The 12,358-nt window shown below is 46.2% G+C and carries 7 protein-coding genes; 6 read left to right on the top strand and 1 reads right to left on the bottom strand.

Annotated elements, in window-relative coordinates; translation table 11 throughout:
- Positions 1-195: 195 nt before the first annotated feature.
- From ACVW2L_RS20430 to ACVW2L_RS20405, 6 genes are all read left to right on the top strand, one after another.
- Positions 196-759, top strand: coding sequence for a hypothetical protein (locus ACVW2L_RS20430; protein WP_457129806.1), 564 nt, complete (start codon positions 196-198; stop codon positions 757-759).
- Positions 760-806: 47 nt separating this feature from the next.
- Positions 807-1,232 (top strand): TraM recognition domain-containing protein, encoded by a 426-nt coding sequence (locus tag ACVW2L_RS20425; protein ID WP_457129805.1) that lies wholly within the window; start codon positions 807-809, stop codon positions 1,230-1,232.
- 308 nt (positions 1,233-1,540) lie between these two features.
- On the top strand, positions 1,541-2,602 hold the full coding sequence (locus ACVW2L_RS20420) for a hypothetical protein (RefSeq protein ID WP_457129804.1): 1,062 nt from the start codon (positions 1,541-1,543) through the stop codon (positions 2,600-2,602).
- On the top strand, positions 2,599-3,327 hold the full coding sequence (locus ACVW2L_RS20415) for a hypothetical protein (RefSeq protein WP_457129803.1): 729 nt from the start codon (positions 2,599-2,601) through the stop codon (positions 3,325-3,327). The genes ACVW2L_RS20420 and ACVW2L_RS20415 overlap by 4 nt, the downstream gene beginning before the upstream one ends.
- A gap of 19 nt (positions 3,328-3,346) precedes the next feature.
- The gene (locus tag ACVW2L_RS20410; RefSeq protein ID WP_457129802.1) at positions 3,347-7,063 is read left to right on the top strand and encodes a PKD domain-containing protein; all 3,717 of its coding nucleotides are present in this window, start codon (positions 3,347-3,349) and stop codon (positions 7,061-7,063) included.
- A complete protein-coding gene (locus tag ACVW2L_RS20405; RefSeq protein WP_457129801.1) occupies positions 7,056-10,871 on the top strand; it encodes a DUF6443 domain-containing protein in 3,816 nt (1,271 codons plus the stop codon). The genes ACVW2L_RS20410 and ACVW2L_RS20405 overlap by 8 nt, the downstream gene beginning before the upstream one ends.
- Positions 10,872-11,822: 951 nt before the next feature.
- Here the strand turns inward: ACVW2L_RS20405 and ACVW2L_RS20400 are convergent.
- The gene (locus tag ACVW2L_RS20400; protein ID WP_457129800.1) at positions 11,823-12,071 is read right to left on the bottom strand and encodes a hypothetical protein; all 249 of its coding nucleotides are present in this window, start codon (positions 12,069-12,071) and stop codon (positions 11,823-11,825) included.
- Positions 12,072-12,358: the final 287 nt, after the last annotated feature.

Raw genomic sequence — 12,358 nt, 5'->3', positions numbered from 1 at the left:
TAGTATGAAAATCTCACTGAAAACCGTTAAAACCTAACACTTCCGCGCGTTGCCGCAAAAAGATACGCTTAACGCATTTACGAGATCAAACCTTACACGCCAATATGGCGGGTAGACTTCAGGGACGACAAGCGGGCTTTCGGCATAAAGCCTGCCGACCGCCTGCACCACATCTACTGCATAGGGAAGAGTGGCATGGGCAAGTCGCACCTGCTGATGAATATCGCGCTTGATGATATTCACAAGGGGCACGGAGTCTGCGTGCTCGACCCGCATTCGGATACCATTGAAGCGATTTTGCGCCGCGTGCCGGAATACCGCAAAGCGGACGTGGTTTATTTCAATGCCGCTGACGCAAACAATCTTCCGACTTTTAATCCGCTGCATGGCGTGCCGGAACAGCAGCGGCAGCTCGTAGCCTCCGAAATGATAACCACTTTCAGAAAGCTTTTCTTGACGCGTGGGGCAGCAAGATGGAAAGGGTATTACGCATGGCAATACTTACGCTGCTTCACTATTCCGCAGGGCCCACTGCTGGACATTCACGCTCTGTTAGTCGACATAGAATTTCGCTTAAGCACACTGATGATCCCTACATTCTTTCCTTTTGGAAAACGGAATACAACCTCAACACCAACGCGCGAAGGCAACCGCCATATTGCCGATATTGAACAAGGTGGGCGCGCTGCTGGAAAACGAAACGCTACGGGGTATTTTCGGCCGCCAAGAGAGCATTTCGCTCGAACGGTGCATGAATGAAAATAAGATCGTTTTGGGCAATCTATCAAAAGGCATTATAGGCGATTATGCGGCTACCCTACTCGGGAGCTTCATCATTACCAACATCCAAAACGGCCATGCGCCGGGCAGCTATCAATGTTGGCAAGCGCAAGAGCTTCTACCTGTTCATAGACGAGGCGCTCAACTTTATCTCGGCCTCCTTTGCAAGCATGCTCTCTGAAGTCCGCAAGTACGGCGTAGGACTGTTTATCACGCACCAGTACCTCGATCAACTAGAACCAGAGGTTCGCAGCGCCGTATTCGGCAACGTGGGAACGATCATCTGCTTCCAGATCGGGCTTCCCGACGCGAAGGTCATGACACAGGAGTTTTACCCTAAGTTCAGCTATGAGGACTTCGTTAGCCTGCTGAAATACCACATTTACCTAAAGCTGCTGATTGACGGGACAGAAAGCAAGGGCTTCACCACGGTAACGGTGAAGTTCCCATAAATATTGACATTGCGCATCTTAAAAAATCTGCATTATCAAAAAATGTTCATGGATTAGGTCATCTCTATTATATAGAGCCTATACCTTATCACGATAGCGGAGACCGAATCTTTGCTGACAATCCGCCCGTCTTGACAGGGCGGCTACCGGCTATCTAGACATTGCCAGTAGCGACTTGCTTGCTAACTGATTTATCATATCACAATGAAAAAACCTATCTAAGCCTGATAAAGCATTATCTCTTTCAAATATTGTTTCTTCCTGTTTTTTTACTACCTTAACAATCACCAAACTAACACCCTTTCACAATGAAAAAAATCATCTTAAGTGCACTCGCGCTCGCTTTTGCTTTACCTTCCTTCGCTCAATGGAGCTACGGGACCGGAACCATTTATACAACTTCCGACAAACTTGGAATAGGCATTTCAAGCCCTACAACTAAATTTGGCGTACAGGGCACTGTGGGAGCTTCAACACCAGCCGCAAACTGGACGTCAACGGGCGATATAGGAGCTGTAGTGTATAGTGAAGGTGAGAACAAAGCGGTATTGAACGCCGTCGCAGCGAGTTCCGCCACATTACGCCCCGTTTTTTTCGGGCGACGATCAAGGGGAACTCTTGCAAGTCCAACAGCGCTTCAGAACAATGATCAGATACTGTCATTTTTGTCTTCCGGATATGATGGATCGAACTTTCAAAATGCCGGAGGGGTTGATTTTCTGGTTGACGGCACCCCTTCATCCGGTAATATTCCTACTAAAATAAGTTTTATTACAGGATCTAACGCAGGCAACAGAGCGGCACGTCTAACGGTTACATCAAGTGGACTCGTGGGTATCGGTACAACCACACCCGACTACACGCTTACGGTAGCCGGTCTCATTAAGAGCAGCAATTTGTATTCAAATGGCAACTCGACTTACGTAGGCGCGGGTGCAGGCAACAGCACCATGACCGGAGGTGGCAATACCCTCTTAGGTACCAGCGCGGGAAGCACCCTTACTACCGGAGGTTTCAGTACCATTATCGGCTGGGCTGCGGGCGCAATAACCACCGGCAATAACAACATCATTCTGGGAACGGTCAATGTTAATAGCTCCAACAGGTTTCCAGGTCAGGCGCTAACAAGTGGTACCGACAATTTATTTATAGGAAACGGCGCAGGCAGTTATGTATCAACAGGAGCTTTTAATATTGCCATTGGTATCGGCGCTTTGACTGCAGGCAACGGGAGTGACAATACGGTGGTTGGTCCTAACGCGGGCTATCAGAATTCTACAGGTACTTACAATGCTTATTTGGCAACAGAGCGGGATACGCGAATACCACAGGAGGCGGGAATACCTTCATCGGTACTAACTCGGGTATGAGTAACATTACCGGCAGTGGAATTACCTTTATTGGCTATAACGCGGGAACAGCAAGCGCAAGCGATCTTTTTAACGCTACTGCCGTAGGTTATAATGCCCAGGCAACAGCTTCTAATACTCTTATACTGGGCAATGGGGCCAACGTAGGCATCGGCACCACCACACCGGCTACTAAGCTCGACGTTCAGGGTGGTAACGCGAGTGTTTACAACACGGGAGTCTCAACCAGCTTTTCGGTTGGATCGGCGGCGGTAGGAAAAACCTCCATAAATTTAATCACTTCTGCCGACGCAGCAGGATACGGCATTCTGCAATCGGTTAATAGCAGCGGCTCAACATGGGGAAATACCATTGTTAATCCGCAGGGCGGCAACGTAGGCATTGGCACAGCCAGCCCCGACGAAAAGTTAACCGTTGATGGAAAAATTCATTCGAAAGAGGTGAAAGTGGACCTCAGTATTCCCGTACCTGATTATGTGTTTGAGCCTGAATATAAGCTAACGTCCTTAGACGACCTTAGAGCATATGTAAACAAAAACCGTCACCTGCCCGAGATACCTTCGGCAGCACACATGGAGAAAGAAGGCATTATGCTAAGCGAGATGAACATGAAACTGCTTAAAAAGGTGGAGGAGCTGACACTATATCTGTTGGAGCAGCAAGTGCAGCTTAAAGCACAAGCTGATCGCATCAAAAAACTTGAGGAAGTTTCTACCAAAAAGTAACCAATCAAACCTTATCACCATGAAAAAAACACTATTTAGCATAGGTATTGTTTTGCGCTGCGCGTTAGGCTTCTCCCAAGCCCCTGTGTCGGTAAATTTGAATACCGGGACTTCAAGCGTGGTCGTACCCATTGATAACATTCAAGCCGGAGATGTAACGGTTCCGGTTAGTTTGGCGTACGGGTCAAACGGCGTGAAATTAAAATACGGCGAAGGAACGGCCGGTTTGGGGTGGAACTTGATTGCCGGCGGGCAAATTACCCGTGAAGTGCGTGGTTTGCCCGACGACTACGGAGGACTTGGCGGCGAACTCCAAGGATGGTTATATAGCTCAAAGGGCGCGGCTATTGACGGGTTTGCAATAGCCAACAACAGCAATCCCCCTAATTGTACCGACCAGACAACCGACCTATCCTATATATCCAGCCATTTTAATGACTACGACGATACCGAGCCTGATTTGTTTAGCGTGAGAGCACCCGGTTTGTCATGCAATTTTGTGTTTGACAGCAATAATCAGATACGGCTTGCTCCTTACCAGGACCTTAAAATAGAGTATGATATTTCAACTACCTTCTTGGGCAGCTTTACGGTTACCAACAACAGAGGCACCAAATACCATTTTACGCTTGGTAACCTTGCCTCAATGGTAACCTCTACACGATGGGATATCGGAATGCCTTACTGGCCCGAGGCAAACATTAAATACTTTAAAAAACAGTATTATCAGTACCTAAACTTGGTGGGTTATTATGATGCCTGGCTGCTAACAAGCATAACGGATGCTAGCGGCAATACGGTTTCATTTAACTATACAAACAAAGGCGCTTCGTCAACCAGGGACCTTGTAGCGGCTAACTCCGGCGGGACTGGGCTGGACTCAATGTATGCGGTTTTCAACGAAAGTGATGTTAACGTATTGTCTAACATATCCGCCAAAGGTGATACGGTCAATTTTTCCTATAATACGCAAACAAACGACATCGTTCAGGGAACGTTGTTAAGTTCAATATCATCAAAAGGCATAAAATATGCTTTTAATTATGCAACTGTCAATTTCAACAAAGATTCCGTCTCATTTGAGTTTAACTGCCTGCGCAGCATAACCGCCGAGGAATGCGCTTCACCACTCAACTACAGGTTTGTATATGAGGGCGAATCCGGCATCAAAGGGCCTTACGTCTATTCCAACCGAGACTCCGTTTTTCAATACACAGACGCATGGGGCTATTACACAGGCAAAAAGTCAAATAACGTTGGCACTACCAATGCAGCAATGACTAATATAGCCATGCTGAAGCAAATAAAGTACTTTAATAGTGGTACTACTGATTTTGAGTATGAATCAAACAGCTATAAAGACCCAAACCTGGGCACGGTAATATATGGTGGTGGAGTCCGGATAAAAAAAATAACGGACTTCGACGGCATAAGCGCAACTAACAACATCGTGCGTAATTACGGTTATGCGGACAGTCTCGGCGTTTCAACGGGAGTGCCTTTAGCTTTGCCACAGTACAAATTCATCCGGCCGGTTGCATCATCGCCAACAACCGGCAATTCTACAGTCACTGTCATTTCAGATCAGTCAGAGAACGACCAGACCATTATGTACGCTCAGGTGAAGCAAAGCCAAACCAACAACGGATATACCATATCCGATTATAGTATTCCCGCCGGAGCTTTTGCCGCTACCGTTCCTTTAGGAGACTGGACTCCCACTATCAGCCATGCCGCTGTACCCGGCTGTACGCCCAGCCTTGGCTTGCTTGAAAATACCGTACGCACTTATCCCTTCGCGCCGAATGCAAATTATGAATTTGAGCAGGGCCTGCTCAAAAGGGAAAGGAGCTATAATGAGGCCGGCAGCAAGGTGGCAGAATCAAACTATACTTATACACGGTCAAACGCAAGCGCTACTCCTGTATACGCACTGAGACTTGATGAAAATGATTATGCAAAAGTATATGCTAAATACGCGATACTAACCAATACCAGTGAGCTGGTTGCGCAGATAGACAGTAAGGTGTTTGACCCTTCGGTTACGGCAGGGATTTCTGAGCTTACAAAGTTTTATTATAGTTCAACGGCTCACCACCTGGTTACCGAAGAGGAAAAAACAGGCAGCGACGGATCAGTATCGCGCACGCATATCTCTTACACCAGAGATTACGCCGGTGGTACAGCATCAGCCTACAGCACGGCACTTGTGGCAAAAAACATCAATATACCTTTAGAAACTTACAACGAGATTAAGCCGTCGGGTTCAGGAACGTTTAGAGTTACCGGCGGACAGGTAACCAAGTTTGCATCTTTTACGTCTAAAGACGCTTTAGTGCCTAACATACTGCCGTCGCAGGTTTATAAATTGATCTCGCCAGCAGGGTTGACCGATTTTGTACCTACAATCACCACCAACGCGGCAACGCCCGACTCACGGTACGTGCTGGCCAATACGCTAACGAGCTATGATAAGCTGGGCATGCTCAAGAGCGGCGTGGGCATTAACAGGCGCCCGCAAACCGTGCTAAGCGACACCGTTCGGCAAGTGCCTTTGGCCGTATTTAACAACGCCGCTCCTACAGAGGTTGCCTATGCTTTGTCTTCTAATGTAACCGAAAATTTTGTGCCTAGCACGCCGGCAAACATTGCAACGGTAGCGGGCCGCTGGGACGGACAGGCTGCTGATTCATTTACCGGCAACGTAACTTTTACGCGGGCCATTACAAAAAATACATGGGTAAAATATTACATTTTTTCTGCCTGGATAAAATCGGCATCGGGGGGTTCGTTTAACGTAAATGCCATAGCGGCAAGTACGGTATCGGCAACGCTCACGTACGATAACAGTAATATCTGGAAATACTATGAGGTTAAACTACCGGTAAGTATGCTTGCTGACAACTTTACCGTCAGCTTTACTGTTACCAATAGCCTTGTTATAGGCCATGATGTGCTGTGCTACCCCCAAACCACGGAAGTAAGCACAAGTGGTTACGACGCGAATTTTAACTACGCCCTGGTTGAAACAGGCACCAACGGCAATACAGCATACTACCAGAAAGATAAGTTCGGGCGGGTGCATCTGGCATTCGACAAAGACAAGCAGATAACGTTGAGAAAAACTTACGATTTTAAGAATCCAAGCGTCACGTTGCCCTATCCGCTTTTTGCGCCTAACGAACCGGTAGGTCACAAAGACTATTACGTTAACGAAGCGTATACTTTTTATATAGCCAACAATTACGCGGACTGTGACTTGCCTATGCCCACTTTTAGCTGGAATTATGGCGACGGTTCAAGCCCGACATCAAGCAACGTGCATACCTGGACAACGCCCGGCACCTATACTGTAACGCTTACGACAACCGCAACCGGGTACGCGCCACAAAGCAGTACATACGAAATAACCATAAAAACGCCGCCGCCGCCGATGGTTGCGCTTTACTATATTAATAATACAAGCAGCAGCGGTTTAAAAAGACTGGAGTTTTTACAAGGGGGCGTAGTTGTTAAAAGGGTTGAGGCGGGCAATATCGGCTTTACAACCATACCGCAGGGCAGTTATACGGTTAAGGTTTATTGTTACGGCGAAGACACAGACATAAGCGTAGTTGCAGAGACAGACTCGACAGCAGCCGAATGCAAGAACTGGCTGCATGCCAACGTGTACACCTATAACGTTGATACAATGAGCTATTTTATGGTCATCCTAAACCCTACGCCTTGTGAATAAGCTGCGCTACAACCAATCTTCGGCATCCGGGATGCTTAGTGTTATCGTTTTGGGATTGGCGTTACTGCTTAGTCAGCAGGCTTGGGCGCAAAGCCGCACCTTTATCCAACAGGATGTTATTACCATTGCGGGCATAACCACGTCGGCACAAATTGATACGCTTAACCAGGCCAAAAAGCAAAGCAGCAGAACTTATTTTGACGGCCTGGGCAGGGTAATACAGTCTGTAGCCATACAGGCCAGCCCCTTGCAAAAAGATGTGGTGCAGCCAATGGCTTACAATGCGCTGGGTCAGCAAACAACCGGTTACCTGCCTTACGTATCCACATCAACAGACGGCAGTTACCACAGCACCGCCATTAGCCAGCAAAAAACGTTTTACCAAATAACTACCGATAAAATAGCGGTTGACACGGCGGCCTACAGCGCCCGCGTATTTGAAAACAGCCCCCTGCAACGGGTTTTAAAAGAAGGTTTGGTAGGTACAGGCTTCCAGCCGGTGAGCGGGCAGCATTATAAAACGGTTAGCTACCGCAGCAGCACCGTTGCCGACAGTGTGCTGCAATGGAGCCTGACGGGTACTACCTCGCCAACTTATTATGCCGCCAACAAGCTGTCCGTTGTTGATGCTACCGATGAGCAGAGTATTGAGACGCGGGTATTTACCAATGTGTATGGCCAAACGGTGTTAAAGCGGCAGGTAAAAGGCAGCGGTTATTTAGATACCTATTATATATATAATGCCGCAGGTATGGTTAGTTATGTGGTGCCCCCAAAGGCCCTCAGCCTGATGAAAGCTGCTGCCAACTACGCACTTAGCCAAACAGCTGTAAACAACCTGCTGTTTAAATACGAGTACGATAACATGAGCCGGCTAATTGAAAAAACCGTTCCGTCATCAGGGGTAATGTATGTTATTTATGATCCGCTGAGCCGCCCGGTGCTGTTGCAGGATGCCAACCTTCGCGCTGCCAATAAGTGGAACTATATAAAATATGATATAGAAGGCAGGGCCATATCACAGGGAATATATGTAAACGCTACGTATACTACGCGTACAGGAATGCAAACTTACGTAAGCGGCCTGTCGGGTTATAACACGGTTTGGGCCGAGGAGCGCAACAGCACATCGGGCACGGGTTATTACACCAACAACGTTTTCCCCACTGCGGATATAGAACCTTTGGCCTATGGCTATTTTGACGATTACGATCTGGACGGCAACGGAACGGCTGATTTTAGTTATCAAAACCAGAGCCTGCCCGGCGAAGGTACCGCCACCACAAAAACACGCGGCCTGGCAACCATGAGCAGGAAAAGAACCATAGGCGCGGGCCTGAGCAATATATGGCTTACCGGCGTGGTTTTTTATGACAGCAAGGAAAGGCCCATACAAACGCAGGGCAACAACCAGCTGAACAGCACGGTTGCGGATGTAAGCACCACCGTAATGAATTTTATCAGCATGCCTACTGTGAGCCTGGTAAAAAAGGTGACATCGGCTACTGTTACGGTAAAAACAATTTATAATTATGATGTAGGTTTCCGGCTGAGCACACTTGACCAGCAGTACAACAGCGACCCTGTTGTACGGGTGGGTAATTATGTTTACAACGAGATAGGCCAGCTGGTAAAAAAGAACCTGCATGCCATAAACGGGGGGGCGGCTATTCCAACCAACCTTACGCTGGGTACCGCTCAATCGGTAGCAAGCGGGCAGGATGTGCTGAGAGTGGCCAGCAACTCCATTACGCTTACGCCGGATTTCGTTGCCGCTTCGGGATCAAAATTTGTGGCCAAAATAGGCAGCAACCCTTATTTGCAGTCGGTTGATTACCGGTACAACATACGGGGGCAGCAAACCAGTATTAACAACAGCACGCTTACCGTTGACGGCCTGAATGATGACGATGATGATGTGTTCGGCATGCAGCTGGATTATAATACCGTGGTAACCGGCAATACCGCCAGCTGGAACGGGCAGCTCAGTTCGGTACGCTGGATGAGCCGCGACAGCTTGGGGATTAAAGGGCCGGAGCGCAATTATAATTACAACTATGATCAGCTAAACAGGCTGACCAGCGCCCTGTACCAGGAAAAGATTAGCGGCAGCTGGAACGGTAACGGAGCCTATGACGAAAAGGATATTGCCTATGATGTGAACGGCAATATAACGGCATTGAAGCGCAATGCCTTACTGAGCGGAACGGTAAGCGCCATTGATAACCTTACCTATACCTACGACAGTAATAACCCCAACCGTTTAAAGCACATGACGGATGGTACAGGGGCCAACTATACCGGTTACGGTTTCAGGAACCTTACAGGCAGCACGGGTGATTATGCTTATGATGATAACGGGAATATTAAAACTGATCCCTACAAAGGACTCGGGTTTACCTACAATGTTTTAAACAGGGCGGATACCATTAAGCTAACCGGCACCAACAAGTTTTTGGTTTATACTTACAGTAGCGATGGCATGCTATTACGTAAACAGCAATATAACACCACCCTGCAAAAAACCACCGATTACATTGGGGGCTTTGTTTATGAAAATAGTACATTAGCATACTTCGGGACGCCGGAGGGGCGCGTTCTTTACACAGGAGGCACACTAAAGCCACAATACATAATAACCGACCAGCAGGGCAATGCAAGGGTAACCTTTGTTAACAATGATGGTGTTGCCAAAGTAATACAGGAAAACAGCTACTACGCTTTTGGCATGGTGCAAACGGGCGGGCTTACCCCTGCTGTTTTGCCCAACAAGAGTCTTTATAACGGTGGTAGCGAGTTGCAAAACGATTTTGGCGATCTGCCCGACCTGATGCAGACTTTCTATCGTAATTATGATGCAGCGCTGGGGCGTTGGACGGGGGTTGACCCGATTGCGGAGGGGGCGGAAAGTCTTTCGGTTTACAACTATAGCGGGAATAATCCGGTGATGTTTAATGACCCGCTGGGGGATTTGATGACACCGAATGAAAGGGGAAAGTACGGATTAGAATTTGGGTCTGTTCTGAACGACTACTTCAAGGCATCCTATGAGGCGTTTGGTGGGGGTGGTGGGTGGTATACGCCTGGCTACATCTCATACTTAAAAGGCCAAATTGAGCAGGCTAAAATGGGCGCTGTTCTAACAGAAGTGCTCGATAAACTATGGAATAGTCCATTTGGCGGCTTTTGGAATTCAGTTGACATTACCCGGGTTTATAAGTATACTGGCGGACCTTCAGCACAATCTATTGGTTTCGATCGTATCGCAAACTCGTTAGGATGGTCACCTCAACAGCGGGCAGCCATGTGGCTAAGTGTGGCGGAAAGGATGAACGCAGCGGCTGATAAAGGAACACCTGGATATTTTCATGTAAATCCAACTTACGGCTTAATGGACGGGCCTGATCCTATATTCGGATTTCGGTTAGAGGAAGTGAATATTCATAGTACAAATAAACAAAAAGACAATGGTTTATCCGATCTTGCAGATGGGCTCTCTATTGCATTCGGCACGATTGATGAAGGAGTAAGCCAAGCTAGTAGAATAGACGAAGTTGTAAACAGTATAAAAACAGTTGGACGTTATTCCGGCGTGGCTTCGAAACTATTAGGAATACCGTCTATTTTGAAACATGCTGGGAAATTTTCTCAAGCTTACCGAGCGAATGATAGAGAACAAATGGCAATCATGGCGGGAAAATTGGTATTAGATGGAATTTTCACATTCGGGAAATCAACCAATCCATTATTTTTTGTTTCGGGTTTAACTTATTCTATAATAGACATGGCAACAGATACAGACAAATGAAAAAGATAATTAACCTTATTTTCAACAGATTTTATAAATATTATGGCGAGGATACCGGTCTGTTATACTCAACAACAATGCTTGCTGGCATAACCTGCCTTACAGCTGCGGGAATTTACGTCATATCATATTCGGTGGTTAGATCCGATCATAATCCGTTGTTTTTTTTGGACAAATCAAAAGATAGTCTTAGGTTCCGATTGATATGGGGGCCTCTAGTGGTAATTATTGTGCAGCAAATTTTTTACAGATTGTATAAACACAATAATTTCTACAAAAATGTAAATCATTACTATGATGCAAATAGGCCAACTGGTTTTTTTAGTAGAAATGCCCACTATGTATCTTTTATCTGCTGTATCCTTTTCCTTTTACTTAGTTTTTTTATCGGCGACTATATAACTCAATTAGTATTTGATTAATATTATCTATGCACTTGTTGGTGTTCCGTGCCCTGGCCGTTGTTGTGTCTTATGACCAACAACTGAAGCGCGGGAAGATGCCAATGGCTTTCTTAATTGATGTGAAACAGCCAAGCCTGGCTATGCGCCGGGCTTTGTTGTTTTTATATAACTTGCTTTTGAAAAAGTGGGATAAAAAATGGAGTTTTTATAGAACATTGATTATAAGTAAGTTAACTTAAATCCACAGCTAATTTTCCTGACTTATAGGTAGTCTCACTTTGTCCCAGCTAAAAACAGCAAACTATGCCCTTGTTTGTCTTCCGCGCCCAAGCCGTTGTTGTGTCTTATGACCAACAACTGAAGCGCGGGGAATACCAATGGCTCTCTTAACAGATGTAAAGCAACAAAGCCTGGCTAAGCGCCGGGCTTTGTTGCTTTTATAACTTGCCTTTGAAAAAGTGGGACAAAAAATTGAGTTTTTATAGCATATTGATTATAAGTAAGTTAACTTAAATCCACAGCTAATTTTCCTGACTTATAAATAGTCTCACTTTGTCCCAGCTAAAAACAGCAAACTACTAACTGTCAGTTGCTTTTTGAAAACATTGTCCCAACCTGTCTCAATTGTCTCACACACACGTGGGACAAGCGTTAAAAGAACCAGGTTAATTAAACAGTGTTGGAGAGCGCCTCCAAATCTTCCATAAAGTTCGACATTTCCCGCCTTCCCCGCTACCAAACAGGCAAAAGCGGCAAATCCAGATTTAATTTGGTATGCCGCTTTTTTATTGCCCATAATTTTCTATAAGTATTGCTCTTGGCTTGTAATTCCAGAGGATCGGACGACAACGAAGATTAGGATAAGAGCTATGGCTTCACACGTTAATTGAATGAGCCTTCAAAGTTTGACCCACTATAAATTCATTCAGACGAACTCGTTATCCTCGGCAATATTGGTTGAATTTTCAATGGAATCGAATAACATTAGTCTAAATTTGCCTTAACGAAATTCTGCTGTCATTTCTTCAAAAATCACCCAGTGTTGTATAAGCGCGGCTTTAATGAATATATAAATTAATGGAT

This window comes from Mucilaginibacter sp. HD30, assembly GCF_054061755.1.
Note: the sequence above shows the minus strand (reverse complement) of the source record. Positions and strands in the feature narration are given on the sequence as shown.

Coding starts and splice junctions, on each gene's coding strand:
- ACVW2L_RS20430 (WP_457129806.1), top strand. CDS start 196: ATGGGCAAGTCGCACCTGCTGATGAATATCGCGCTTGATGATATTCAC.
- ACVW2L_RS20415 (WP_457129803.1), top strand. CDS start 2,599: ATGAGTAACATTACCGGCAGTGGAATTACCTTTATTGGCTATAACGCG.
- ACVW2L_RS20410 (WP_457129802.1), top strand. CDS start 3,347: ATGAAAAAAACACTATTTAGCATAGGTATTGTTTTGCGCTGCGCGTTA.
- ACVW2L_RS20400 (WP_457129800.1), bottom strand. CDS start 12,071: ATGGGCAATAAAAAAGCGGCATACCAAATTAAATCTGGATTTGCCGCT.
- ACVW2L_RS20425 (WP_457129805.1), top strand. CDS start 807: ATGCGGCTACCCTACTCGGGAGCTTCATCATTACCAACATCCAAAACG.
- ACVW2L_RS20420 (WP_457129804.1), top strand. CDS start 1,541: ATGAAAAAAATCATCTTAAGTGCACTCGCGCTCGCTTTTGCTTTACCT.